The organism is Mesorhizobium muleiense, assembly GCF_900099905.1.
Lineage (GTDB): Bacteria > Pseudomonadota > Alphaproteobacteria > Rhizobiales > Rhizobiaceae > Mesorhizobium > Mesorhizobium muleiense.
In genome coordinates this window covers 77448-104098 of the sequence record NZ_FNEE01000021.1, presented here as the reverse complement: position 1 = coordinate 104098, position 26651 = coordinate 77448, and the positions used below count along the sequence as shown (strand labels likewise).

General features: G+C 57.7%; 23 protein-coding genes and 4 pseudogenes. 14 read left to right on the top strand and 13 right to left on the bottom strand.

Going from position 1 to position 26651, the window contains the following annotated elements:
* The 11 genes and pseudogenes from BLT09_RS26660 to ehuA form a co-directional block, all read left to right on the top strand.
* Positions 1-797 (top strand): annotated as a pseudogene (locus BLT09_RS26660) (electron transfer flavoprotein subunit alpha/FixB family protein); the annotation flags it as partial.
* A 38-nt stretch (positions 798-835) separates the two neighbouring features.
* A pseudogene (purU, locus tag BLT09_RS26655) lies at positions 836-1721 on the top strand (formyltetrahydrofolate deformylase).
* Positions 1722-2169: 448 nt separating this feature from the next.
* Positions 2170-3468 carry a diaminobutyrate--2-oxoglutarate transaminase gene (gene ectB, locus BLT09_RS26650; RefSeq protein ID WP_091598723.1) on the top strand — a complete coding sequence of 433 codons (1299 nt, stop codon included), beginning with the start codon at positions 2170-2172 and terminating at the stop codon, positions 3466-3468.
* Between the two features lie 173 nt (positions 3469-3641).
* Complete coding sequence (locus tag BLT09_RS26645) at positions 3642-5183, top strand: aldehyde dehydrogenase family protein (protein ID WP_091598720.1); 1542 nt, start codon at positions 3642-3644, stop codon at positions 5181-5183.
* Between the two features lie 423 nt (positions 5184-5606).
* Positions 5607-7292: a GMC family oxidoreductase gene (locus BLT09_RS26640; RefSeq protein ID WP_091598717.1), complete on the top strand. Its 1686-nt coding sequence runs from the start codon at positions 5607-5609 to the stop codon at positions 7290-7292.
* A 28-nt stretch (positions 7293-7320) separates the two neighbouring features.
* The gene (locus BLT09_RS26635) at positions 7321-7509 is read left to right on the top strand and encodes a hypothetical protein (protein WP_091598714.1); all 189 of its coding nucleotides are present in this window, start codon (positions 7321-7323) and stop codon (positions 7507-7509) included.
* 65 nt (positions 7510-7574) lie between these two features.
* Positions 7575-8366 carry an SDR family oxidoreductase gene (locus BLT09_RS26630; RefSeq protein WP_091598711.1) on the top strand — a complete coding sequence of 264 codons (792 nt, stop codon included), beginning with the start codon at positions 7575-7577 and terminating at the stop codon, positions 8364-8366.
* A 964-nt stretch (positions 8367-9330) separates the two neighbouring features.
* Complete coding sequence (locus tag BLT09_RS26625) at positions 9331-10215, top strand: transporter substrate-binding domain-containing protein (protein WP_236473027.1); 885 nt, start codon at positions 9331-9333, stop codon at positions 10213-10215.
* Between the two features lie 79 nt (positions 10216-10294).
* Positions 10295-10966 (top strand): ectoine/hydroxyectoine ABC transporter permease subunit EhuC, encoded by a 672-nt coding sequence (gene ehuC / locus BLT09_RS26620; protein WP_091598705.1) that lies wholly within the window; start codon positions 10295-10297, stop codon positions 10964-10966.
* Complete coding sequence (ehuD, locus tag BLT09_RS26615; RefSeq protein WP_091598702.1) at positions 10963-11631, top strand: ectoine/hydroxyectoine ABC transporter permease subunit EhuD; 669 nt, start codon at positions 10963-10965, stop codon at positions 11629-11631. The genes ehuC and ehuD overlap by 4 nt, the downstream gene beginning before the upstream one ends.
* 107 nt (positions 11632-11738) lie before the next feature.
* Positions 11739-12515 (top strand): ectoine/hydroxyectoine ABC transporter ATP-binding protein EhuA, encoded by a 777-nt coding sequence (gene ehuA, locus BLT09_RS26610; RefSeq protein WP_280141226.1) that lies wholly within the window; start codon positions 11739-11741, stop codon positions 12513-12515.
* Between the two features lie 373 nt (positions 12516-12888).
* Here ehuA and BLT09_RS26605 read toward each other — a convergent pair whose 3' ends face one another.
* The 11 genes from BLT09_RS26605 to BLT09_RS35950 all read right to left on the bottom strand — a co-directional run bounded on the left by BLT09_RS26605 (position 12889) and on the right by BLT09_RS35950 (position 21483).
* On the bottom strand, positions 12889-13734 hold the full coding sequence (locus BLT09_RS26605) for an aldo/keto reductase (RefSeq protein ID WP_091598730.1): 846 nt from the start codon (positions 13732-13734) through the stop codon (positions 12889-12891).
* Positions 13735-13847: 113 nt separating this feature from the next.
* Positions 13848-14543: a 2-oxo acid dehydrogenase subunit E2 gene (locus tag BLT09_RS26600; protein WP_091598696.1), complete on the bottom strand. Its 696-nt coding sequence runs from the start codon at positions 14541-14543 to the stop codon at positions 13848-13850.
* Complete coding sequence (locus BLT09_RS26595; RefSeq protein ID WP_091598694.1) at positions 14543-14779, bottom strand: biotin/lipoyl-containing protein; 237 nt, start codon at positions 14777-14779, stop codon at positions 14543-14545. Before BLT09_RS26595 ends, BLT09_RS26600 begins: the two co-directional genes overlap by 1 nt.
* A gap of 35 nt (positions 14780-14814) precedes the next feature.
* On the bottom strand, positions 14815-15696 hold the full coding sequence (locus tag BLT09_RS26590) for an alpha-ketoacid dehydrogenase subunit beta (RefSeq protein WP_244529132.1): 882 nt from the start codon (positions 15694-15696) through the stop codon (positions 14815-14817).
* Positions 15697-15820: 124 nt separating this feature from the next.
* Positions 15821-16753, bottom strand: a complete 933-nt coding sequence (locus tag BLT09_RS26585; RefSeq protein ID WP_244529141.1) for a thiamine pyrophosphate-dependent dehydrogenase E1 component subunit alpha — start codon at positions 16751-16753, stop codon at positions 15821-15823.
* Positions 16754-17211: 458 nt separating this feature from the next.
* Positions 17212-17673, bottom strand: a complete 462-nt coding sequence (locus tag BLT09_RS26580) for a nuclear transport factor 2 family protein (protein ID WP_091598688.1) — start codon at positions 17671-17673, stop codon at positions 17212-17214.
* A gap of 183 nt (positions 17674-17856) precedes the next feature.
* Positions 17857-19026: an amidohydrolase gene (locus tag BLT09_RS26575; RefSeq protein WP_091598685.1), complete on the bottom strand. Its 1170-nt coding sequence runs from the start codon at positions 19024-19026 to the stop codon at positions 17857-17859.
* A 527-nt stretch (positions 19027-19553) separates the two neighbouring features.
* Positions 19554-19814, bottom strand: coding sequence for a DUF3363 domain-containing protein (locus BLT09_RS35580; RefSeq protein ID WP_280141224.1), 261 nt, complete (start codon positions 19812-19814; stop codon positions 19554-19556).
* Positions 19815-19905: 91 nt separating this feature from the next.
* Positions 19906-20460 (bottom strand): DUF3363 domain-containing protein, encoded by a 555-nt coding sequence (locus tag BLT09_RS35575; RefSeq protein WP_268931336.1) that lies wholly within the window; start codon positions 20458-20460, stop codon positions 19906-19908.
* 42 nt (positions 20461-20502) lie between these two features.
* Positions 20503-20820, bottom strand: a complete 318-nt coding sequence (locus BLT09_RS26565; RefSeq protein ID WP_413468384.1) for an ATP-binding protein — start codon at positions 20818-20820, stop codon at positions 20503-20505.
* Positions 20821-21219: 399 nt separating this feature from the next.
* Entirely contained in the window at positions 21220-21483 is a 264-nt protein-coding gene (locus BLT09_RS35950; RefSeq protein ID WP_425284492.1) for a hypothetical protein, read from the bottom strand.
* Between the two features lie 216 nt (positions 21484-21699).
* Between BLT09_RS35950 and ehuB the strand changes: the two genes are divergently transcribed.
* On the top strand, positions 21700-22602 hold the full coding sequence (gene ehuB / locus BLT09_RS26555) for an ectoine/hydroxyectoine ABC transporter substrate-binding protein EhuB (RefSeq protein ID WP_329608753.1): 903 nt from the start codon (positions 21700-21702) through the stop codon (positions 22600-22602).
* A 292-nt stretch (positions 22603-22894) separates the two neighbouring features.
* Here the strand turns inward: ehuB and BLT09_RS35205 are convergent.
* Positions 22895-23079: pseudogene (locus BLT09_RS35205) on the bottom strand (IS21 family transposase); the annotation flags it as partial.
* Positions 23080-23178: 99 nt separating this feature from the next.
* Positions 23179-23982 (bottom strand): annotated as a pseudogene (locus tag BLT09_RS35200) (transposase); the annotation flags it as partial.
* 306 nt (positions 23983-24288) lie between these two features.
* Here BLT09_RS35200 and BLT09_RS26550 point away from each other — a divergent pair.
* Positions 24289-25953, top strand: coding sequence for an ABC transporter substrate-binding protein (locus BLT09_RS26550; protein ID WP_091598682.1), 1665 nt, complete (start codon positions 24289-24291; stop codon positions 25951-25953).
* A gap of 373 nt (positions 25954-26326) precedes the next feature.
* The gene (locus BLT09_RS35945) at positions 26327-26650 is read left to right on the top strand and encodes an ABC transporter permease subunit (protein WP_268931341.1); all 324 of its coding nucleotides are present in this window, start codon (positions 26327-26329) and stop codon (positions 26648-26650) included.
* Position 26651 lies beyond the last annotated feature (1 nt).

The following is a 26651-nucleotide window of genomic DNA, read 5'->3' as shown; positions in this document are numbered from 1 at the left end:
GGACGCCGCCGCCAAGCTCAAGGGCGTGAGCAAGGTGCTGCTTGCCGAAGCCGACGAGCTCACCGAGCGTCTCGCCGAACCGCTGGCGGCGCTCGTCGTCGGCATGGCCGATGCGTATGACACGATCGTCGCGCCGGCGACCTCCTCGGGCAAGAATGTCGCGCCGCGCGTGGCAGCCCTGCTCGATGTCGCGCAGGTGTCGGAGATCATCGAGATTGTCTCGCCCGACACCTTCAAGCGGCCGATCTATGCCGGCAACGCCATCCAGACGGTGCAGTCGAGCGACGCCAAGAAGGTCATCACCGTGCGCACCGCCTCCTTCCAGGCTGCACCCGAGGGCGGTTCCGCCCCGGTCGAGACGGTTCCGGCGGCGGCCAATCCCGGCCTGTCGAGCTTTGTCGAAAACAAGCTTTCCGAGACCGATCGTCCGGAGCTGACTTCGGCCAGGATCATCATCTCGGGCGGCCGCGCGCTGGGCTCCTCGGAGAAATTCCAGGAAGTCATCCTGCCGATCGCCGACAAGCTCGGCGCCGCCGTCGGCGCCTCCCGTGCCGCCGTCGACGCCGGCTACGCGCCGAACGACTGGCAGGTCGGCCAGACCGGCAAGGTGGTCGCACCCCGATCTCTACATCGCCGTCGGCATCTCCGGTGCCATCCAGCATCTTGCCGGCATGAAGGATTCGAAGGTCATCGTCGCCATCAACAAGGACGAGGAAGCGCCGATCTTCCAGGTCGCCGACTACGGTCTCGTCGGTGATCTCTTCGTCATTCTGCCGGAACTGCAAAAGGCGCTTTGATCTGCCAAATCTAATCACCGGCACGATGGTAACGATCCATGAAGCAATACGTTTTGACGGTCTCGTGCCCGGCCGCACGGGGAATCTTTGCTGCGATCTCGAGCCTCCTCTCAGCTCAAGGCTGCAACATTGTCGACAGCTCGCAGTTCGATGACCTTGATACAGGTAAGTTCTTCATGCGCGTCTCCTTTATCAGCGAGGAGGGAGCCGAACGGAAGGCAATTGAAGAGGGCTTCCACCCCATTGCGGACGAGTTCTGCATGTCATGGAATTTGCATGACGGCACGCATCGCATGAAGGTTTTATTGATGGTTTCGAACTTCGGACACTGTCTGAACGATCTCCTCTACCGATGGCAGATCGGAGCCCTGCCGATCGATATCGTCGGCGTTGTCTCCAACCACCTGACTTATCAGAAAGGTGGTCGTGAATCATGATATTCCTTTCCACCACATCAAGGTCACGAAGGAAAACAAGCCGCAGGCCGAAGCCCAGCTGATGCACGTCGTTGAGGGGACCCGGACGGAACTCGTCGTGCTCGCGCGATACATGCAAATACTCTCCGATGCGCTCTGCCAGAAGATGTCCGGCCGGATCATCAACATTCATCATTCATTCCTGCCGTCCTTCAAGGGCGCCAACCCCTACAAACAGGCTTTCGAGCGCGGCGTGAAGCTGATTGGCGCTACGGCGCATGACGTTACCGCTGATCTCGATGAGGGTCCGATCATCGAGCAAGACGTTGCCCGTATCACACATGCGCAGAGCACTGAGAATTACGTTTCCATCGGCCGCGATGTGGAAAGCCAAGTATTGGCCCGCGCTATCCACGCGCATATCCACTATCGCACCTTCATCAATGGGAACCGAACCGTCGTTTTCCCGGCAAGCCCCGGTTCTCACCGTTCCGAAAGGATGGGCTGAGATGGCATCCGGATTGACGGAAAGGAGATCGCGGAATTAATCACCAATTGCCATGACAAACGCGGCGTCATCGATTGAACGAGGAGACCGGCGTCAAACCTGCTCTGTCGTGATCAGGCATGCGCGTTCGAACCTCGTTTGGGTCTTTGCCCAATCGCAAGCTGATCGCTTCGGCATCATCGGAGGCGTCGCGCTCGGCTTCCTCACGGAGATCCTTAGCGAGCCATCCGCCCGTTTGGTAGCTGGCCAACCCGGCACAACGAGCCAAATTGTTCGAAATCTGCGCAACCGGCTATAGAACGCTGATTTCCTGCGGTTACCGGTCGATATTTCGCTCAACCCGGGCTGCGGGACCCGGTATGTTACAAGAAACGGCACTGGCCGTCCTCTTCACATTTGAACCGGCCACTAGCCTTACAGGCTGCCCAACTCGAAGGAGTCCGCCTTTATGAACCAGATTGCCAAAGATGTTAGCCTCGCACTCTTCGACCGCTTGGAGTCTGAAGTGCGTAGCTACGTCCGCTCATTTCCGGTCCTATTCGATCGGGGTGTTGGCACGACACTCACAGCGGCAGACGGTCAGGAATACTTAGATTTCTTCGGTGGAGCGGGTGCGCTCAACTACGGCCATAACAACCCAGCCTTTAAGCAGGCGTTGCTAGACTATATTGAGCGCGATGGCATCGTGCACAGCCTTGATCTCGCTACAACAGCCAAGAAGGGATTTATTGAAGCTTTCGAGCGCTATATCCTGAAGCCGCGTGGCCTGACATACAAGCTGCAGTTCACGGGTCCTACAGGTGCCAATGCCGTGGAGGCGGCGCTGAAGCTGGCTCGTCAGGTAACGGGCCGGTCAAATATTGTGTCGTTTACGGGGTCGTATCACGGGGTCAGCGCCGGATCGTTGGCGGCCACCGGCAATAAAGATATGAGGGCAGCCGCGGGCTTTCCGCTGGCCCACGTGACGTCGTTGCCATACGAGGGTTATCTCGGGGAATCATTCGACACGATCGACTATCTTGAGAAGCTTCTCGCCGATCCGTCAAGCGGTTTTGATACCCCTGCCGCGGTGATCCTCGAGGCAGTTCAAGGCGAAGGAGGTATCAATCCTGCCAGTGTTGAATGGTTGCGGCGGTTGCGTGAGCTAACTTCGCGGCATGGGATTGTATTGATCCTGGATGACATCCAGGCTGGTGTCGGACGCACGGGGAAGTTTTTCAGCTTCGAACCATCTGGCATCGTGCCAGACATCGTTACCTTGTCCAAGTCGTTGTCGGCATACGGGACGCCGATGGCTCTTGTTCTAATCAAGCCCGACCTGGACGTTTGGAAGCCCGCCGCCCATACCGGGACATTCCGGGGCAACAATTTGGCTTTCGTCACTGCTCGCGCGGCACTTGAAACTTACTGGTCCGATTCAAAGTTTGAGGATGAGATTGCGCGGAAATCTGAGATCCTAGCTACCGAGCTTGCATCTATTGCCGCCGATCACCAAGGACTCGGGCTGAGCGTACGAGGCCGCGGCCTGATGTATGGGCTCGTTTCACCAAAGGATCACTCATTGCCTGCGCGCGTTTCGAAGGAGGCCTTCGCTCGACGTTTGGTCTTAGAAACCGCTGGTTCATATGGTGAAGTACTAAAGTTCATGCCGGCCCTCACTATAGCCGAGGCTGATCTGCGTCGGGGCTTGTCAATCATCCGCGACTGCGTACGAACGGTGCAGGACAGCACGGCGGCAAGTAGCTGACAGAAGAGGCGTACGACAAAAGCAGCACCGATCGGTCTGCATTTGTCTTCGCAGGTCAGTTCGATGCTCAGGCAGTCCGAATGCGTTTCCGCTTTGGCATCGCCAAACCATACGGACTGTGCCGCACGTCAGTACTTCTGCGTGGATGATAGGTAAGTGTGGAGGATTTTTCGATGGCTGGCGCAGAAGTAGTCAAGAATTATATAGACGGAGAGTGGAGAGATTCTTCGTCCGGCGGACGGATTGAGGTTGATGACCCCTCTAATGGGGAGACCATTGCGGTCGTTGCGGAGGCGGGACCTGAAGAAGTTCATCTCGCCGTTGCTGCCGCCAACCGCGTTTTTCGCGACCGCGTTCTGATAGACATGCATCCCTACGACCGGGGACAAATGCTATTTCGTGTGGCAGACGCGCTCGAGGCGCGGAGCGAGGAGATCGCGACCATTAACTGCATCGAGACGGGCAAGGCGTTGGATCTTGCCCGGGGTGAGGTTCGCACAGCTATACGCTACCTTCGCTACTATGCCGGCCTGGCCGATAAGCTTGAAGGTCGATCGATCCCTCGCGGCGCCGAGTTTGTCGACTACACCGTCAGGAGCCCCTTCGGTGTGTCGGCCCAGATCGTGCCCTGGAATGGCCCTCTTGAACTAATGGCTCGTTCGCTTGCTTGCGCCATTGCCACTGGCAACTCAGTCGTGGTGAAGTCTCCGGAATTGGCACCCCTGTCTGGGGTCGAGTTTGCGCGCGCCTGTGAAACCGCGGGGTTGCCTGCCGGAGCCGTAAATGTGATCACCGGTTACGGCCAGACCGCTGGCCAAGCGCTGATCGAGCATCCCGATGTTCGTCACATCGTCTTCACGGGATCCACGGCAACTGGGCGAACGGTGCTCAAGGCCGCCTCGGAACGCATCGTTCCCTGTATCATGGAACTGGGCGGCAAGTCAGCTGCAGTCGTGTATTCCGACGCGGATCTCGATGCCGTGGTAGACGCGGTGCGTATCGGAACCTATTTGAACGCCGGCCAGAATTGCAACAACTTAACAAGACTGCTCGTCCAACGATCGATCGCAGACGAATTATTGGAGAAAGTGAAGGTTTGCGTCGAAGGATTAACCGTTGGTCCGGGGCGAGAAAATTGTGACCTCACACCCATGATCTCCAAGAAGCAGCGCAAGGGGGTCACGGAAGCGTGTGAGATTGCCCTTTTGGAGGGGGCACGGGCGGTAACCGGTGGAGCCGCACTTTCGGAGCGGAGCGGCTATTTCATGGCCGCTACTGTTTTTGCAGATGTCACGCGAGACAGTAATCTCTTCCAGAAAGAAGTATTCGGTCCCGTTCTCGCGGTAACTGTTTTCGATGACCCAGCTACGGGGATCGAACTAGCCAACGATACCGATCAAGGGTTGGCAGCTGGCGTGTTCACGCGGGATATTGACCGTGCTCTGTGGTGCGCCGATCGCCTTTGGGCCGGCCAAGTGTACGTGAATGGGTGGTACGTCGGCGGCGTAGAAACACCGTTCGGGGGAGTGAAGCAGTCTGGCTACGGCCGGGAAAAGGGGCAGGAAGCACTTGATGGCTACGTCCAGACGAGAAATATCGGCATCCGAATCTCGCCGCCATCATCCGGTGAAGGCAGCAGGGCCCAGAGCCGCACCGTCACGCGCGATCAGGGACCTTCTCAGGCAATTGCGTTAAGCGATCTTGTTCAGCCGTAGCGGTGAGATAGGCCATCGATTGATTATTCCACCGAGCTAGAACTGCAAGAAGTCGAGATAATTGCGGCATGCTTCTCCGTGCTTTGCTCGCGTGGCGCCTTCGCGATGAATGCGTCGTGGCCACGCGCAATGCGCTAGCACGCACACTATCGGCAGCAGTGCGAGTTCGTGCAATCGCTCCCGAAAAAACTGAGGTCGTGTGCGGGTAAAACTCGCCCGCGTCTCGGTTGAGGCTGGGTTCGATGGTTATAAGACTCCTTCAGTGCTGGCGGGGGAAATTGGCATCTCTACGTAGGACTACAGCCGAAGAGCACATTCTGCGGACACCACAGAAGATTGCAGCTTCCCTGCTAATAACGGCTCTCTTTGCAGGTCTCACTGTGGAATTGTGCTTATTTTTCTCTCGCAAGATGGGAGGGGTCGTTGCTTTTCGACTATATAATTGTGGGTGGCGGCTCATCCGGATGCGTCATGGCCAACAGGTTGTCGGCCAATGGCAGTCGCGTCCTGCTCATAGAGGCTGGTCCTGACTTTCCCCCGCACGCTATCCCTGATGATATCCTCGATGGCAACCCTACGCGAGCTTACTATAACCAACGGTACCAATGGCCGTCGCTGACCGCAGCGGTTGCGCGAACTAGCAACCGACGTGTCCACTATGAGCAAGCTCGTGTCATTGGAGGAGGCTCCAGTATCAACGCTCAGGTCGCTAACCGGGGCGGCCCTGCCGATTATGATGAGTGGGCGTCCACCGGGGCAACGGGTTGGGATTGGGAAGGCGTCCTGCCATATTTCCGCCGGCTTGAATGCGATCTGGACTTTCGCGATCGCTTCCACGGCAATAGCGGGCCGCTGCCGATTAGCCGTGCCGATAAGGGAGAGTGGTCAGGGTTCGTCAACGCGGTGTCGACTGCTTTTGAAGACGAGAATATACCCTACCGGCCAGACTTCAACGGTGAGTTCCGCGATGGCCACTCAGTTGTTCCACTCACAAATCTCGCCCGTCGCCGCGTATCAGCTGCGATGGCCTATTTGCCAGAGAGTGTCCGCGCTCGGCCTAACCTAATAATATTGCCTGAGACCACGGTCGTAAAGTTAACCTTTTCGTGTCGCCAGGTAACGGGTGTGGATACTGATAGTAAAACTGGCCAACTATCCTATAGAGCTCAAACGGTGATCTTATGTGCTGGCGCTATTCATTCACCGGCGATATTGATGCGATCCGGGATTGGCCCAGGTAAGGCTCTATCAAAACTCGGTATTCAAGTCATCGCAGACGTTGAAGGGGTCGGAAAAAATCTGCAGGAGCACGCCGGGGTCGCCATATCGGCGTACTTGAAACCGAAGGATAGGATGTTGCCGACCGCGACAGGATATATCCAGATGCATGCTCGATATTCATCCGGTCACGACGGTTGCCCCCTTACCGATATGGCCGTCTCGGTTCTGGCAAAGTCTGCCTGGCATCCCGTTGGCCAACGTCTAGGGACGCTCAATTTCTGGGTTAATCGCGTCTACTCGACAGGAACTGTTTCGCTCGTAAGTCCCTCTCATCTCGCTGAGCCAGAAGTTAATTTTGACATGTTGAGCGACGAACGCGACGCGCAGCGGCTGAAAAGCGCGTTTAGATTCGTTGCACGACTGATCAATCACAAGGCTTTGGTGAATATTGCGCTGGACCCATTTCCTTCCACCTGGACCGGACGAGCAAAGCGCATAGGTAAGTACAACCGTTTGAACTACGGTCTCACATCCCTTCTCGCCGGGCTTATGGATAGTTCCTCGTCGCTTCGTCGAAGCCTTATCAGATTCGCAATCACAGATGGCCGCAGCATCTCAGACCTCCTAACCAACGACGAGCTTCTAGACCGCTTTGTTCGACAGAATGTTTTTGGGAACTTTCATCCAACTTCAACGTGCAGAATGGGATCTGCTCAGGATCCCACCAGCGTAACGGATCCGTCAGGCCGCGTTCATGGACTATCAGGTTTAAGAATCGCCGATGCGTCCGTGATGCCATTCTGCCCGCGAGCAAATACGAACATCCCTACGATTATGGTTGCCGAGAAGATGAGCGACGCCATACTGCACGAGCGGGAGCAGCAATGAAGGTGTAGGTTGTCAGGTAGAATTCGATATGATCTCCGGCCGGATCGCGTTGCTTGTTCCCGCGACATGTAACGCAAAAACCAGGGATCTCACCCGCATCTCGGCAGCCATGATCTATATCGAAAGGTCCAAATTGCTTGCGGCGGCCGCGACGCGCACGATCCTGGAAAAGCTCATATTCGGGTTGGCTCAGCTTGAGGTCCCGCTGTTATCGTGACCGTTGAGCATGTTAATTGATCGCACGTTTACACGAATACAGCTGCCAATTTGAGAGGGCATCAAATGCATAGAAGTACCCGAAGGGTTCTCGTCACTGCTGCCAGCAAAGGTCTAGGGTTCGCAATTGCAAATAGACTTGGGCAAGATGGAGCGCAGGTGGTCATTTGCGGGCGAAATCAGCCGGACTTGGATAAAGCTGTTGCCGAACTGAGGGACAAATCGAGATGCGAAGTTGCTCATGGTATCGTTGCAGATCTATCGCGACGATCAGATGTTGACACTTTGTTCGATCGTACACTCAATCTGTTGGGAGGCGTTGATTGCCTCGTCGTGAATTCTGGCCACGCGCCATACGGAACTATCGACACTTTAAGTGACGACGATTGGGATGAGTCATACGAGATGTTGCTACTGAGTGCAGTGCGGCTGTCGCGAGCCGCAGCCAAAGTGATGAAAGCGTCGGAGCGTGGGGGGGATATCGTCTATGTGACGTCGGCCGGTATCCACGAAGCGACCGACCACAGGGTTGCGTCGAATGTCATGCGAGCCGGGATAGCAGTAGTCGCCAAGCACCTTGCTGATACTCTTGCAGGAAGTGGCGTTCGCGTAAATGTTGTAGCGCCAGGATACTTTGACACCGGCAGGATGCGCAGGAGAATTGAGGAAATTATGGTTGACGAGGGACTCGATCGACAGTCCGCCACTGGAAGGATTGCTGCGGCCAATCCCTTGGGACGGATCGGAACAGCCAATGAGCTTGCGGAACTAATCGCATTCATTGTGGGGGACGGCGCGAGATATCTGAACGGAACAACAATAACGATGGACGGGGGCAGTAGCCGCCTGGTTGCGTAATCTGGTTAGCTGCTTTCGCGGAAGCGCACGTTTGGTAGCCTATCGATTGCGGGCGTCGCCGGTCTCAAAACGGTGGAGTCCAAAAGCGCGAGCCGATCTCTTAATCCTTAAGCCGTGTTCGGGGAGAGGGTGGTGACGCAGAATTCTGCGACCTACTGTAGATCGACGATACTCTCGTCCTGATCGGCTTCACGCCGGCGCATTCTACGCAAGCCGGCCAGTATTCCGAGCAATCGCCCGTTCACCCATCCCGCCTTATCCCAGTCGGGTTCTGATCTGCAGCCGGCCACGCTTGCAGATCGCAATCTGAGTGTCGTGGGCGGGGTGCAGAAGCTGCTGCGCAAACCCGCAGATTCAAAGACGGGGGGCGATCCTGGCGCGCGGCACGAGTGCCAACGGATATGAGGCTTTTCGGGACCCGCCTCTGCAACGCTCAAGGACCCGGACTCCCGCTTCACCCCGCGGCGGGGATAAGGGCGAGCCTGTCGGGGAGAAGCCCTTTTGGGCAAGGAAGAAAGCTCGCCTTATTCATATGATAATCACACCCCGTCCGGCGAACATCACGATGCGTTGCCGACGCCGTGATGCCGTGATCGAGGCAACGAGAAGATGGCGCCGCCTGACACCCGTGCGCGAGCGCCGGCTGCAGAACGAAGTGTAAAAGGTCATGCACATCGCGTACCCCACCTAAAAGCACGATCCACTGCTGCCGAACACGGCTTTGAGATGCGCCACCAGAGTGCCGGCCAAGGATGCCTAGTGGGAGATCACGATCGGCAGCCTCCCAATCCAACGGAGATGGCACAGAAGGCGTGAATGGCGCCTGAATCGCCGGTTTCCTGCGCCTACGGGCCAGATTCGCGCGAAATGGAGTGCTCTAAGCGTTATCATAACCGGCATGACGATGGGAAGACCGCTGTCCTCACCTGTTTAGTGGGGTAGCGCGAAAAACAAGGAGGAATCTATGATCAAGGATCAACACCCCACAGGCCCAACTGATCCCCTGAGACGTGCAGTTCTGAGGGGAATGGCCGCTCTCGGCATTACTGCGGTGGCGATGGCCTCGTTGGCTGGCTCCGCCTGGGCGGGGGCGCTGCTCGACAGAATCAAGAACGGCGGGCCGGTCCGCATCGGCTTCTCCACTGACACCGCATGGTCGTTCAAGGGAGAGAACAACGAGATGCTGGGCATCGGCAACGTTTTGGTGATGGAGCTCCTGAAGAAACTGGGGGCGACAAAGTTCGAACCAGTGGACATGGAGTGGGGATCGCTTATCCCCGCCATGCAGGGAGGCCGGATCGATGTGATCACCAGTGCGATGTTCGTTTTGCCTCAGCGCTGCCGCAACGTGCTATTCACTAATCCGTTCGGGACGGTCTACGGCGGTCTTGTGGTACCCAAAGGCAACCCCAAAGGGGTGCATTCCTTGCCAGATATTCGTGACAAGGGGCTGATCTTTGTTACTGGTGCCGGATATGCCGACGTGAAAAGAGCGCAAGACACCGGCATCCCAGACGATAAGATCATGCAGGTCGCCGGTTATGTAGAAATAGCCCAGGCAGTCAAGTCTGGTCGCGCCGATGCCGGGGGTGGTGAATATCTGGGAATCAAAGGCGCGATCCGCAACGATGATTCACTCGAGCTCGCCGACCCTTTCAAACCAAACTATAAACCCGGCTATCCTGCGTTCGCATTCCCTCAAGGCGAGCAGGACACAGTCGACGCAATCAACGAGGTGATGAAGGATTATATCGGCTCTGATGAGATGATGTCATTGGTCAGCAAGTACGGATACGATAAGTCGCTTTTGCCGGACGGGAGCAAGACTGCCGATCTCTGCAAATCGTAAGGCTTAGCATAACCGTTCCTCTCAAATCCTGGTGCGTCTCCCCGGCCTCGGCCGGGGAGCGTAAAAACTGGATAGAAACATGGACGAATTCTCTCTTAACTTCAGCGTTTTAGCGCTCGCCCACGGTCTCCTGATCACCGTTGTCGTAACCATCGGGGCTTCTCTGGTTGCAGTGGTGCTCGGGCTTATTGCCGGTTTAATTCGGGTCTCCTCCCTTTGGCCGCTGCGATGGTTAGCCGTTGCCTATCTCGAATTCTTTCGCGGAACTTCGCTGCTGGTGCAAGTTTACTTGTTGTTCTTTGTGCTGCCTTTCTTTGGCGTTGCTCTTTCGCCGTGGGCAGTCGCCATCTTCGGCATTGGCATGAACTACTCTGCCTACCTCGCCGAGGTGGTGCGTGCCGCAATCCAGGCTGTCGACCGCGGCCAATATGAAGCGAGTACTGCGCTCAACTTCCCGCGCCTCACCATGATGCGCCGCATCGTAGTGCCACAGGCGATCCGGAGTATGCTACCGCCCTCGGGCAACCTGCTGATCGAGCTGCTTAAGTCGACCTCGCTCGTCTTCTTCATCACCATTACCGAGTTCACCACCGCCTCCAAGCTGGCAGCCGACGCCACCGGCAACTACCTGCTGTTCTTCGCGGTGGCGCTGTTTGGCTACTACTTCATCGCGCGTGCGCTGATCACTCCCCTCGTGCGGTGGTTGGAGCGCCGTCTCTCAAGTGGCTTCGTGCGGGAGGCCCTGGTATGAGCAAATGGGACTGGTCCTACGTCTGGGAAGCGTTGCCGTATCTCTATCGCGGCGCGATCGTCACGGTTCAGGCCACGGTACTGAGCTTCGCAATCGCTCTGGTGCTAGGCCTAATCATCGCGCTGATCCGCCAGTCGCCGAACCGCTACGTGTCTACAGCCATGACAGAGGTTGTGGAGTTCATCCGCTCCACGCCTCTGCTGCTGCAGGTGTTCTTCGTCTATTTCGTCGGACCGCAATTCGGCATCCTCATCCCCGCCTGGACCGCCGGCATCAGCATGCTCGGCATCCACTACGCCGCTTATTGCTCAGAGGTGTATCGCGCCGGCATCCTGGCGGTTGAAGAAGGCCAGTGGGAGGCCTGCACGGCGCTCAATCTGTCGCGAATCCGAACCTGGCGCACCATCATTCTGCCGCAGGCGATCCCTCCCATTGTGCCTGCCCTGGGCAACTACTTTGTCGGAATGTTCAAGGAAACGCCGATCTTGGCGGCCATCGCCATCCTGGAGATGTTGCAGCAGGCGAAGATTTTCGGCGCCAATAACTACCGCTACACCGAGGCCATTGTCATGGTCGGCTTCTTCTTTCTCGTGTTCAGTCTGGCCGCTTCTGCGATCGTGCAGTCGGTGAGCATCTGGCTCAACCGCCGCTATCGGCTGCAATAGGAGGTATTGTCATGAACGAACCCAGAATCCGCTTCGAAAACGCCGCAAAAAGTTATGGGTCGCTGACCGTGCTGGACAATCCCGAGACCGCGTGCAACGAGAAAGTCATGAACGAACCCATGGTCCGCTTCGAAAACGTTACAAAGCGCTATGGCGCGCTAACCGTGCTCGACGAGCTCAATCTCGACATCGCCCGTAACGAGAAGGTTTGCATAATCGGTCCTTCGGGCTCTGGCAAGACCACAGTCCTGCGCATGCTCATGACGCTGGAACAAATCCAAGGAGGAGTGATTTGGGTCGATGGAGAGCCGCTCACCCACATGCAGAAGAATGGCCATTTGGTCCCTGCGAGTGACCGGCATCTCCGGCGTGTCCGCAGCAAGATCGGCATGGTGTTCCAGCACTTCAATCTCTTTCCCCACATGACGGCGCTGCAAAACTGCATGGAGGCTCCGGTTTCCGTGCTCGGGCTGCCGAAGAAGCAGGCGGAGGAGCGCGCCGCCGAACTGCTCGACATGGTGGGGCTCAGCGACAAGAGGAATCACTTTCCGATCCAACTTTCCGGCGGACAGAAGCAGCGCGTGGCGATCGCTCGTGCGCTTGCCATGCGGCCCAAGGTGATGCTGTTCGACGAGGTGACTTCGGCGCTCGACCCAGAGCTGATCGGAGAGGTGCTCAACGTCATCCGCAAGCTCGGCGCCGAGCATGACCTCACCATGCTCATGGTCACGCACCAGATGGGCTTCGCCAAGGAGTTTTCCGACCGCGTCTGTTTTTTCTACGGCGGCAAGATCGTCGAGCAGGGCCCGCCCGATCAGCTCTTGGGCAACCCGCAGAACGAGCGGACGCGTCAGTTCCTCAGTGCCGTGCTGGAGGCGAGATAGCCGCGTACACCATAGTCGGCGGGCTGGTCAGGGAACACGGAGATCAGCGAAAGCGAACTATGCTGGCACCAGTGTTTTCTGCTGGCCGGGCATTATCGTGGTGTCGTGCGGCTGACGGCGGCACAGTTGCAGCACCCTTGGAAAGAGTCGACTGTATGATTCTAGCCAGATTCCGCAATATGGCGGCTCCCGCCCGTCCATTGCCATTTGTCGTTCCGTTCAGGTGCCACGCTGTTCACCCTATGGGTCAGGTCTCGCCGAAGTAACTTACTTAGGTCAGTTGGTTCGCTCTCATCCGGCAGTGTATGGCCGGAACTCACTTCGTGACGTTTTCAGCACCGCGACATAAATCCGGGTCGGGATGTCTTGGCTACTATCCAGGCTGGTCCCACTGCAGTGAGTCGCATTTCAACGAACCGAAATCTTCGATACGATGATTACGCGAACCCAGTCGCGAGATAGCCGTCATCTCGTAAGCGGAAAGCTCGAAGTCGAACAAGTCTATGTTTTCCGCCAGCCATTCCTTACGCTCGGCACGCGGAATGGCGACCACACCTTCCTGCTGAACATGCCATCGCAATACGATCTGCGCTGGGCTTTTGCCATGCCGCTTCGAGGCGGCCCCTATCACCTCCTCCTCGAACAAGGCTCCGCCTCGACCAAGTGGACAATAGGCGACCATCGCCATGCCGGCCGCGCGGCAGGCGACATGGAGCTTAGTCTGGTCAAGATAGGGATGATACTCGACTTGATTGGCCAAAAGTGGGGCGTCCGAGAGATGCACTGCCTCCGCAAGCAGGCCGCTGGGGAAGTTCGACACGCCGATATGCCGTGCCATCCCCGAATTGCGAACCGCGTTCAGAGCCTTGATGGAGCCCGTCAGCGGAATGGCCGGATTTGGCCAATGGATGAGCAGCAAGTCGACCGTGTCCATGCCGAGGCGTTTCAGGCTCTCTTCTGCCGATCGCTCTAAGTCACCGGGGGCGATATCAGGATAATGAACTTTGGTCGTGACGAAGATCTCGTCACGGGGTATCCCAGAAAATCGCAATCCTTCGCCGACCGCGCGTTCGTTCTTGTAGTACGCTGCGGTATCGATATGACGGTAACCGAGCAAGAGTGCGTCCGCCACCAACTCCGAACATGCTTCACCCATAAGCGTCCAAGTCCCAAGCCCGACCACGGGGATCGCCGTGCCGTTCACCATCGCGTTTAGCATAGGACCCTCCATCTTATCCGACGCCAGCGGTGTTTCCCTGCTACCGACAGAGCTGCGCCGCAGCTTCGCGCCACCTCAAGCTATTGAAGCGCGCCCTAACCGAATTTGGCCGCTCAAGCCGGCGCCAATCTTTCTGGATCTGAAACCACTTCGCGCAAGCTCCGCAAGAACTTGCTCGCTTCGGCTCCATCGACCGCGCGGTGATCAACTGACAGTGTGCACGTCAGGACGGTCGCCACTCTGGTATCGCCGAGTTGATCTGCCACGACTCGAGGGGAAGCGCTTCCTATAGCCAGAATGGCACATTGTGGTGCGTTTATGATGGCGTCGAACTGCTCGACCCCATAGCCGCCAAGATTCGATATGCTGAATGAACCGCCGGATATTTCACTAAGCTTGAGCGCATTGCGGACTGCTCGCTCTGCGAAATCCTTTACTTCTGCGGATATTTCTATCACTGACTTGGCTTCGGCACCGCGGACCACTGGAGTGGAAAGGCCACCCTCAACAGCGACTACTACCGAAATGTCAGCGCAGTGAAACCGGCGGATCGCCGTGTCCGTCATCTGGCAGTTTAGGGAGGGATTGTCGACCAACGAAATCGCAACCGCCTTGATGAGACAATCATTGAGAGAAATTTTTTTGGTCGGATCAATTTCGTTGAGTGCTGCCCGCCAACGCAAAAGGGCATCAACTTCTAGGTTAGCCACAAGGCGGAAGTGAGGAATCGTCTGAGTGGCCTTCGTCATTCGAGCGGCTATGGCCTTCCGCAATGGCGTTAGGGAGACTTCGGTGAAAGAGCCGGACATCAAGCGTCAATCGTTCCAATGACCGCGTTGATCTCTACCGTTGCACCTTCCGGTGCAACGATTGTCATCAAAATGCCGCTCGCGGGCGCTTCGATTTCTACCGTGGCCTTGGCAGTCTCGACTTCAACGACAATTTCGCCTTCACTGACCGCGTCGCCGACCTTCTTCAACCAGCGAACGATTGTAGCTTCCTCAATACCCATTCCACTGGACGGTAGGATAATGTCCGTTGTCATCTTTGCTTCCGATCTATTCAGAGTATTCGAGGATCTCAGAGCAGCCGCCGTACGGCGGCGATGATGCTATCCTTCGTCGGGTAGAAGTTCTTCTCGAGGGCCGGACTGAAGGGTACGTGAATGTCCGGAGCGCTCAGACGTAGAATCGGTCGCTTCAAAAGATCGAAAGCTTCTTCCGCCATCTCCGCAGCGATTTCACTTCCCACGTTACAGACGCGGTGAGCGTTCTCAACGATTACAAGCCTTCCGGTCTTGGCAACGGAAGTTTTGAACGTCTCATGGTCGAGCGGCTTCAACGTCCGTGGGTCAATCACTTCGACCGAAATACCTTCCGTGGCGAGCGCTTCGACTGCGTCCAGCGCCGGCCGAATGGCGCCTGCGATAGCGATAAGGGTAACATCGCTTCCCACGCGTTTCACATCCGCTTTGCCAATCGGGACTAAAAGGTCCGGATCTGTGGGCACATTTCCCTTGAGCGGCCACAGCCTTTTCTCTTCGAAGACGAGCACAGGATCGCCATCGCGAATCGCCGATTTCATAAGCCCTTTAATATCAGCGGGGCTGGTCGGGCTAATGATCTTAAGACCTGGCACATTCATGAAAAATGGATAGGGCCGGTCGGCATGCTGCGCCGCCATCGACCCCGTGGAGAACATACAGCAACGAATCACGATAGGAATGTCGATCTGGCCGCCAGTCATATACTGCAATTTCGAAGCCTGATTGATTATCTGATCTGAGGCGAGATAGGCAAAGCTGGCGAATTCGAGATCCACTATCGGTCGCAATCCGTTGATAGCAGCTCCGATTCCTACGCCGGTGAAACTGCCTTCCGAAATAGGCATGTCCCAAATCCGATGCTTGCCGAACCGTTCAACAAGCTTGTCACCCCCATAAACCGAGATGTCCTCTCCCATTAGAACGACCCGCTCATCGCGTCCATTTCCTCCATCTGCGCCTGCACAAGCGCTTCAAGGTAGGTCATCTGAACGTAGGGGGCGGGGGTAGTAGCTAGTATCTGCGCATCGCTGAGCATGTAGATCAATTCCTCTCGGGATTAGCTGCAGCTGCCGCAACAGGCGAGTTAAACAGGTAGTCGGGCAACGTCTCCGGCCGAGGCAAAGGACTAGCCAAAGCAAATTTGACAGCCTGTTTCACCGCTTCGGTCACTTCTTCCTCAATTTCTGCAAGACTCCCTTCGTTTATGCCTTCTTCGAGGAGCACAGTCCGATACAGTTCGATGGGATCGCGATCGCGCTTGTAGGTGTCGACTTCTTCGATGGATCGATAAGGCTCCCCCGGGATGACCAGCCCGAAACTGTGCTCGTCGAACCGGTACGTGTTGGCAACGATGAGAGTGGGTCCCTCGCCCGCGCGAGCGCGTGTAACAGCCCGCGCTGTAGCTTCATAGACGGCGCCTACGTCCTGCCCATCAACCGTCACCCCTGGCATACCGTAGCCCGCTGCCCGCAGTGCAATGTCGGGCTGACCGTGGCTTCGCGCCACCGAGGTGGTGATTGCATAGCCGTTGTTCTCACAAAGATAGATGACAGGAAGCTTCCAGAGTGACGCCATATTCAGGCTCTCATGGAATGTGCCCTGGTTCACTGCTCCGTCGCCAAAGAAGCAAAGAGTAACCTGGTCGATGCCCCTCACCCTTGCGCTGAACGCGCAACCCGTGGCGAGAGGAATGCCCCCTCCCACGATGGCCGATTCGCTTATGATCCCGACCGATCTGTCTGCCAGGTGCATAGAACCGCCGCGCCCCTTGCAAATGCCGCCCTCCTTACCCATCACCTCGGCCATGAGAGCGTCCAAATGCGCACCCTTTCCGATCGGATGACCATGCGAACGATGTGTTCCCGTCATGGCGTCGTCGGCCCGAAGAGCCAAGCAGGACCCGACTATGGCTGCTTCCTGACCCATGCTCACGTGGAACGGACCAGGAATCTTGCCAGCTTTGAATTGGCGCATACCCTCCTCTTCGAACCGGCGGATACGGAGCATCCGCCGATAAGCTTCCAGTTTCTGATCACCGCTCAACTGCATGGCTCAAGCTCTCCTCTTCTTCAAAAAACAGATAAACATTTCACCAATATTGAATTTGCCGTGAGTGTCGACAGAATGCGTGCACGATGATCGATAGTCACCCCGGCAGACTGAGCTTGCACATTTGCTCGAAGATTTTTTTTCATACTTATGCTCTCGCTGCGAAGACCAACGCTGGACCCTTCGAATTCTCGCTTTAAACGACAGCAATCCGCTGAGTAGGCGCCGAAACCAGAGTATTCGCCTTCGGACCCCAATCGTGCGCTAATCCTCTGGCAAAAGTGCATTAAATCTGCGATTTCTTGAGATTTGCGCACCTAGACGCCGTTAGCCGTGGCTATGCCCGCCCTGCTAGGGGTGGTTGAACAGGCCCGCCGATTTTCCTATTCCTTGCCATCAATCTGATCAGGGGCATCTGCTACGATGCGCGCGGTCACGCTCGTAAGGGGACTCTGTCGTTTGCCGGCCTCTCCGCGCACCTCCGGTGCATCCATCGTGCGGTACATATGAAGTGTGTCGACGAAAGACTTGAACTCGACAATCTTTTTATCTCGGAATCTGAACATGTAGACGTAACAGTTGTTATAAGTGTTTCCGTTGGTCAGCCTCGCGCTGATCTCCCACTCTACCCAGACACGGTCGCCCTCCGCGACCATATCGCCGATGGTCGTCGTCACCGGTCCTACCGTCTTTAGGATTGATCCAAGCGCCTTCTTCTCGTACTCTTTCATCCATCCAGAGCACGGCATATCGCCAGAAAGGAAGCAGCGGCATTCCTTGTCAACAAGTTCCCACTCTCCGTCGAAGTATCGTAACGCGAGCGCCTTATTTTCTATTTCCGTCATTCGTTACATCCTTTTCGTCACGATTTGCGGCCACTACCATTTGAACAGCTGAGACTGACCTTTTCGTCTTTCCCATTCAGTAACCAGGCGGAAAAATTACTGAGGGACATACCCGCGCATGACTGTCCAGCAGATCACAACGCGTATCGTCCGGAACGTTTCGGCTACGACTCGGCCGTCAACTCAAGCCAGCGCGTTCTCGACAAGCTTGATCCAGAAGGATGTCCCGTACGGAATTGCCTCGTCGTTAAAATTATAGGCCGGGTGATGGAGTTGGGCGCTATCGCCATTGCCGCACCAAACGAAGGCACCTGGTCGTGCATTCGACAGGTGGCAGAAATCTTCGCCACCCATAACGGGTGGTGTCTCAATAACGTTGCCTTCACCAGCCACGTCGTTCGCCACCCTAGTTGCAAGCTCGGTTTGTTTGGGGTGATTGAAAGTAACAAGCTCGCCTTTCCCGAAAGTGAGATCAATCGTGGCTCCGGTCATCTGGGCAACTCCAGCGACGACCTCGCTTATACGCCTCTTGACAAGATCACGCACTTCCGGCGTCAGAGCGCGCATGCTCCCTAGCACCTCTGCTCTTTGCGTAACGAATCTCTGTGGAGTGCCCGAATGAACATAATGAAAAGAAATGCCCGCGGACTCTAGCGGATCAACGTTCTGAGCCAAGATTTGTTGTAAGGCCGTGATAAGCTGCGCGGCGACCAAGATTGAGTCGATGCATTTATGCGGCATTCCCGGATGGCCGCCGCGGCCTTCAATCTTGATCTCGATACCGTCTGTTGCTGCCATTACTGGACCTTGCCGGATACCGAAGGCACCAATCGGCAAACCCGGGCTAGTGTGCATGCCATAGACCTGCTCGATTTCGAAGCGCTCCATCAGGCCATCCTCAAGCATCGCGACCGCCCCTGTGCTGAGTTCTTCCGCCGGCTGGAAAATCATCACCGCCGTGCCGGCAAAATTCCGGGTTTCAGTCAGGTAGCGTGCCGCGCCCAACAGCATCGCAGTGTGCCCATCGTGGCCGCAGGCGTGCATGATGCCTTTGTTCCTAGAAGCGTAGGGCAGATCGGTTTCCTCCTCGATCGGCAGCGCATCCATGTCAGCGCGCAATCCGATGACTTTGAGTTTTCCATGGCTTCCGCCGCGCTTACCCCTAATTACGCCGACTACGCCTGTCTTGCCGACGCCGGTCACGACCTCGTCGCAGCCAAATTCGCGCAGGCGATCGGCGACGAAGGCCGACGTGCGATGCTCCTCAAATCCCAGTTCGGGATGCGCGTGAATCTCGCGACGCCAAGCGACGATATCCGGCAACAGATCGGCGACACGATTCAGGACAGGCATAGAATTTCCTCTTTTTCGGCTGCGTTAGGATGGACGCTTCGTCAGACTCGGCGGCCCCCGACGTTCCTTCACAACTATAACAGGGACTTGGTCTGCCGATTGGCGAATCGCACGCGAAAACGCAGCAAGCCAGCGATTTTGGCGGAGGGCGCGCACATATCCTGCAGCAAATCTGGACAGCTAAGTGTCCCATACGGCCACTCCCCGCGTAAACAGGTTGACGACGCGCCACACCAATGGAGCATTGACGAGCGATCGGCCAGCCGGCGACGAACAAAGGGTCGGCCTGAGCAATCCAAGTGGGTGTATGCCGCCCAACAACCCGTCAGGGTCACACCATGATCGAGATGCATTCGGTCCAAGCTGGGCCACTTGCCTCGATGGAGCGCGCCTTCATCGCGCTGCGCCCATCCAAGATGCTGTGGCTGAAGCTCAAGCGGCATAAGTAACTTTCTCGGCCGTCCCCCGCCAAACGCGCTATTGCCGGTCCAAGATGGTTGCTGAGGCATATCAATGAATCTGTGAGGTCATGCTACGAAACGCTCGGGCCGCTCCTTCGCAGCCCAATGGTCCATGAATCCCTCTTCCCGCATGAATTCCGGACACCACAACCTGCCGCTTAAGCACAGGCCGCCATGGCACACCAGCGTGAACTCGCGCGACTTTTCAATGACGGTATATTTTCCGCTGGCAAGCTCGACGGAGCGGCGGAGCGTACCCGCTACTCGTTCTCCGGATCGCAATTCAGCATAGGGCAGCAACTTCCCCTGACAGTCGGCCAACAACACGGTTCAGCTCTCGCTGGCGCAGGATCGAAAGCATGTTGGCGCGATAGACGATCCGATCCTGCTCTTCATTCGCGAGACCCTGCGCGATCAGTCACTGCCGCCGACGGGCTTGCGCCTCCTGGACCTCACGCCCGAACCCAGAGTCGCGCAACGCCTCCGGTCTCTCGGCAACCAGGTCCCGGTCGAGCCAGGTGGCGCCGTCGAAGCTGACTTGGAGCTCCAGCGGCATTGATGAGAGCTTGTCGATAACGACAGGCACGGCCCTGGCCCGCTGGCGCCCATAATCGGTGACGCGCTCGAGATGGTCCGGCGCGACGAGCCAGGTGCCGTCCGGCTCTCGCTCGACGCCGCCGGTCGCGCGGCGGATCGCCTCCAGCCGCCGAACATGCGTTTGCGCAAAGCTCTCGGTGACGGATGGATCATGCTTCAGGTGGATATCGACGTTGCAGCGCCCCCCATGGGCAGCGGCGATGTCGGCGACGGTGCGATCAACCTGCCTCGGCTCGGTGTTCCTTGGCGCGACACGCACGAAGCAGCCGTCGGGCATCGGTTCTATCGGCTTGCCTCTGCCGATGTCGATCCCATGGCTTTTACCGTCGACGCCGTCGACGATCAGATAATGCCGGTCATTGATTTCGTCGACCAATCCAGCGCGACAAGGCGGCCGACGAGAGACTGGACAGGCTTTTCATTGCCGCTTGAATTTTCTCCAGAAGTGCCGAAGTAAAATTCCCCAGTTTGGCCGGTCAGGGCGTCGCGGCGGGGTGTCCATTTTTCGGCGGCCGGCCGCGCGCGATGGTGGGTTGAGGGTTGGCGGAGTGATGGCGGCTTTTGATCGCAGGTGCTCCGGTATCAGTTCGGCGTGTTGCCGGAGCCGATAGCTCGATCCCTCGATCTGGACGACAACCGCATGGTGGAGCAGGCGATCGAGAAGTGCGGTTGCTACGGCGGGGTCTCGGAAGACCTCGCCCCATTCGGCGAAGCCGCGGTTGGAGGTGATGATCATGGCGCCCTTCTCGTAGCGGGCATGGACGAGCTGGAAGATCAGGTAGCCGCCGCCGGGCCGACTGGTGATCCACGATCGAGCCGGCGAGCCCGTGTCGATGCCGGCTCAATACTCCCCGGAAGTGCCGTTTGAATTCTCCCCAGTTTAGCGCCGCGCGGGCGAGCCCCTTGCCGGTCAGTTCGCGGTGCATGGTCTTGATGATGTCGCCGCGTTCGCCGATACGACGCAGCGTGGCTTCGAGGTCGTCGTCGAGGCGTCAGCGGCGACCCGCGCGGATCTCCGCGGCCAGACAGACCCATGCGCTCGAGCTTGCGCAGCGGCCCTGATGCAGCGTCTGGCGAAACGCCTGGCGGCCGTCAGTCGAAACAATCCCGTGATCATCGCGCAGCAGCTGCCGATCTATGCTGGTGAAGCGTTCCTGCTTCCATTTCCCGGCACAGGCGATGCTCGATCTCGTGGTCGGTGCGTGGACCGAGTCGAGGCTGACCAGCTCGGCGGCCCGCCCACGGATCCCAGACGAGATATATTCGCGTGCGTGACGACATTCTCGTCGCGGTCGTCCTTGCCACGGACAATGACGTGGCTGTGCGGATGCCCGGTGTTGAAATGATCAGCCGCGACCCAGTCGATCTTGGTGCCGAAGTCTTCTTGCATCTGCGCCATGAGACGTCGGGTCAGCTGCATGAGGTCATCGTACTCGATGCCGTCTTTCGGCGGCGAATGTGACGACAGAAACGCCGATTCACTGCATTAGCGGCAGCTCATTCGCTCAAAAGGCACGTTTGCATGCTGCTACGTTTTCGAGGCAGTCATCCGACAGGTCCCCGATGTTGGTGGGGCGAAGCCGAAAACCAATAAATAAAATGGGAGAATTACAAGATGCATGATTGGAACCACGGCGCGAGCAAAAGCAATCCGTCGAAGCGTGCAACTCTGAAGGGAATGGTCGCATTCGGTTTAGCGGCGATGGCGGTCAGCTTCACGGTCGGGGCATCCGCCGCAGAGTCGTTGCTCGACAAAATCAAGAATGGAGAAACGATCCGGATCGGCTTCTCCAACGAAATACCCTGGGCATATCCCGGCAAAAACAACGAACCGCTCGGCTATGTTAATGCTATGACTCTGGACATCCTCAAGAAACTAGGCACCACTAAGGTCGAGCCGGTCGTAGCCGAATGGGGCTCGCTCATTCCCGGCTTGCAGGCGGGTCGCTTCGACATAATCACGGGCGGCATGTCCATCCTGCCGGACCGCTGCCGTAACGTGCTGTTTACTAACCCGATCGATAAGGACCCGGGTGCGCTACTCGTGCAGAAGGGCAATCCGAAGGAAGTGCACTCTTTCGAAGACGTACGCGACAAGGGCTTGATCTTCGTCACCGGCGCCGGATGGGCTTCGGTCGCTGTCGCGCAAAAAGTCGGTATCGCCGAAGACAAGATCGTGCAAGTAGCTGGCTTGGCGGAAGTGCTGCAGGCGGTGAAGACCGGCCGCGCGGATGTCGGTTCCGGCGGCTATTATACAATGCAGTTGGCCGCCGAAAAGGATGACAGCCTCGAGGTACCCGATCCTTACACACCGCCGCAGATTGTTGTGCCGGGAATCCCCGGCTACGCCGCCCTTGCTTTCCCACTCGACCAGCAGGCGGCAGTGGACGCCTTCAACGCAGTGTTGAAAGACTATATCGGCTCCAACGAAATGATGGAGTCGGTTGGCAAGTATGGCTACACAAAGACTACCCTGCCCGACAGCGGCCTCACTGCCGCCGAACTCTGCAAGGGCTGAAGCAAGGCTGCGCCTCCCCGGCGCCCTAGCCGGGGAGAGCGCCCAGCGATCGTTCGGCGAAGATTCTTGCGGTCAGCTCGACATCGGGCGAGATGGTTGAACTCTGCGCCTTTCGCCCCTTCTGGTCCTGGAAGCTGATGCCGCTCAGTGCCGCATTGAATGTGTTTTTCCAGTGAGGTGCCTGCCAATTTGTGCGGGAGGTGCTGTGGGAGCCATGGAAGGGATCAGTTCGCAAGGCGTAAGAGGCCTTGCAGGTCGATCGCTCCCTCTACACCTACAAGTCTAAGCGCTACACCGGGCCAGTTCGGTACGCTTCCGTGATCGCATGGATCACTATCAGCAGCGCACCAAGCTGCGGCTTTATGACCGGCTTCGTGCGCGTACAACCCGGGGCCAGCGAGAACCGGCGCATCTCAAAACCGTCTCGCGGCTCAGCCCGAAAACAAGGGCCGCCTCGCGACGGCCGTTGCCCTCCATAAAGACGAAATGCCAGCGGCGTAAACTTTACGGCATGACCCCGTGACCGCACTGCCAACCGCATTGTCGATCACCCGTAATCAAAGGCCCGTTCACATAGATGATCTCCCGGTCGAACGCATCGATGATGAAGGCCATGCGGATGATCTCGCCGTTCCAGCAGGCGAACTCCAGGCCATCGGAGCACCAGCGTTTGAGCGCATGACATCACCTTGCCATCGTGAAATGCGACCTTCGCGGCGGCCGGTGTGAGGCTCCAGAAGCAAGGCCGACTGCCGCATGATCCGATGCCCCCGCTTGCGGTTGACGATGGGCAGTCCTTGTTGCGTCAGTGCCCGGTTCACCAGTACGGGGATGCGCCGGTAAGCCATGGTAGGCCGCTCGTCGACGAAGCGGTGGATGAGCGGCAGCAAAGCCCTCGTCGTCGGCCTTGCGATAGGCGCCACGCGGCCTGGTCTTCCGCTGCGCCTGACAAGGAAGTTGGAGCGTGACACCCCGAGCACCTCGGCGATCCGCTTCACCGCAAGCCTCCCTTCGGAAGCGAGAGCGGCCGCAAGGTCGGTTTTTTGCCTGGGATTTGGCGAGCGCTTCCCGGAGGATCTCGTTCTCCCTGGTCTTGCGGCCGAGCAGGGGGTTCCAGCTCGCGCACCGCTCCTCGAGACGCCAAACTCTGAACTGCCGACGACGGTTCAACCGAACTCACTGCTGCCGCGCCTCTCTCGCTCACAGACGGCGCCAGCGGTAGAGAAGATTGGCTCCACACCATGCCGGGCAACGGACGACACCGTCTCGCCCGGCTCAAAACTCTCCTCGATGATCCGCAGCTTTGCTTCCGTGACCAGACCAATGCCGACGGCGCGGGACGCCGGTGATCACCTCGATGCGCTCATAGTCCTCGGACATAAGCCTGTCATCAAGCTTGTGGTTGAGCCTTTCTGCTTATGTCGGGTGTCCGATCGAAATGGGGGCAGTTCAGCAGAAAAGGTATCACTCCAAAGAAGACCGATGCCCGGTCTCTACTCAAAGGCTACGGCACCGATGAGGTGTTCGGATTCTGCATAAAGAGCGAAAAAACGCCGCTTTGCTGCGCTAAAAGAAGAAAATTCGCGCAAACCACCCAGATCGAGCTAAGTACACTCACAAGCCGGCGGACGGCATACCGCTCGAGCGGGTGTGCGGTGATAACGAAAAACGCGAAGGGAACAAAAAATGAATGAGTGGCCATTCAGTCGACGTGTAGTCGTGAAAGCAATGCTTGTAGGATCAGCGGCGCCTTGGGTTCTGAACTCAACGGCGTTCGCCGGATCATCGTGCGATGATCACATCGTGCGCATGGGCGCAATCGTTGCCCCCGATACGTTGAATCCGTTTGCGTCCTGGAGCAACTTTTGGCCGCTGGCGTTTACCTATGACTGGCTGGTTGGCGTGGACGCCCAGCGACATGACGATCGAAAGGGTTTTGCCAAATCGTGGTCTGTTGCCGACGACAACCTCACTTGGACCTTCAAGATTTGGCCCGGCATGAAGTGGTCGGACGGCAAGCCGGCCACGGCCAGAGACGCCGCGTTCACCTACAACTACCTGCGCAACTCTATAGGTAAGCCGGACGAACTGAACGCGGGCTTCAATAACATCAGCGGCCTCGATCAGATCCAATCGATAACGGCCCTGGATGACGAGACCTTGCAAATCGTGACCAAGGTCCCAACACGCTTGGCCTTTGACAACTACACGATGATTGTTCCCGAGCACATCTGGAAGGACATTAGCTACGCCGATGCGCGGGGCGCCTTCCGCAACGACCCGCCGCTGGTGGGCACGGGACCCATGATCGTTTCGGAGTTTCAGCAAGGTCAGTTTGCCCGCTTGGTGCCGAACCCGCACTTCCGGACCGGACAGCCGAAGACGGCCGGGATGGTCTTTCATTTCTTCAATACGGCCGACCCCATCGCCCAGGGCCTGAAGAGCGGCGCTCTCGACTATGGTATCAGCCTGACGGCTGCCCAATGGGCCGACCTCTCGGACAATCCTGACATCGTGGTCGGTGAAGCGCGCGTCGAGCAGCGGGACTATTTGGCCTTCAACACCGCCTCGGGGGACGGTGCAGGCAGCACCAAGGCTCTGCAGGATCCGGCGTTTCGCGATGCGATCGGCTACGCGATCGACCAAAAGGCCATCGTCGAGCGGGCCTACCGCGGTCACGCCGACCCTGGCATAGGGTTGGCAATGCCGGTGGCGGCGGATTACTACTCGGATATGGGCGATAGCAGGCGCCACTTTGATCTAGAGGAGGCAGCCCGCCGACTCGATTCCGCCGGCTATCGGGACACGAACGGTGACGGCGTCCGGGAGGACAAGGCGGGGAACAGCTTCCAGCTCGAGCTGATTACCGGAACCGGTTCGGGTACCCTCGAAATGCCGATCGCGGTCGTGCAGCTTATCACTGGCTGGTTGGGACAAATCGGCATTCCCGTAACAGTCACCCAGCTCGACTCCGGGGCGCTCTCTGCCCGTACGGTGGCACCGGCGAGGGGCGGCGGAGGCTGGGACCTGCTCGTTGCGGGGAGTTGGCGCGGTCCCAGCGCTTCCGACCTGCTCGTTGTGGGCAAAAGTGGCGATTCCAGCAACACGTCATACTGGAGCAACGAGAAGTTCGATCAACTTGTGTCTGACGTCGAGATCACCGTCGACCTTAAGAAGAGCCAGGAGCTGGTCGACTCGGCGGTTCGGCTCATATACTCCGAAGCCCCCTACATCATCCTAGCCTACCCGTTGCTGCTCGACGCCCGTCGCAAGGACTGCTTCCAGGGATGGCCCGAGGATATAGGGACATCGCAGGGCTATTATCCATTCGATCGCCTAAAGCCGGCCTAAAATGGTTCCGATAGAAAGCAAGAGCAGATGAGCCGGCGGATCGGGCGGATTCTCCTCAAGGCTGATCCTGAACTTCGTCCTGTTCCGGGTCATTCCTGGCGACCCCTGCATCGCTTTTGCTCGGCGGGGCACGCGTCAGCGTGACCGCTGAGCAGATCGGGGCGCAGCGCGAGAACTGGGGCCTCGACCGGCCGCTGTTCCCGAATCAGGTGCTCGAGTACTTGTCGGCAACGCTCCGCGGCGATTTTGGTTACAGCTTCAAGTTCAGGGGCCGGCATGTCGCCGACCTAATAGTGGAACGCTTGCCAGCCACTTGCCCTGGTCGGTCTAGCCCAATTCATCGCCATCCTATGCGGGGTTATGCTTGGCCTACATGCGGGTTGGCGCAGAAGAGGACCCGTCGACCATATCGCCACTGGAGCATCTCTGGCGCTCTATTCCGACGGCTTTCTGGCTCGGCATGATCCTGGTGGTGATCTTCAGTACGGCATTGGGCTGGCTTCCGGGTTATGGTGCACTTTCGCCTGGCGCAATTACGGGTTCGCTTGATTGGTTGCTCGACTACTTGCGGCATCTCGCGCTTCCGGTCACCGCGGGGGCTCTTGGACTAATCGGCCAATACGTCGTGGTCGCTCGTGCTGCGATGAGCGACATCGTCACCGAGGACTATATGGTACCGCACGGGCCAAAGGGCTGAC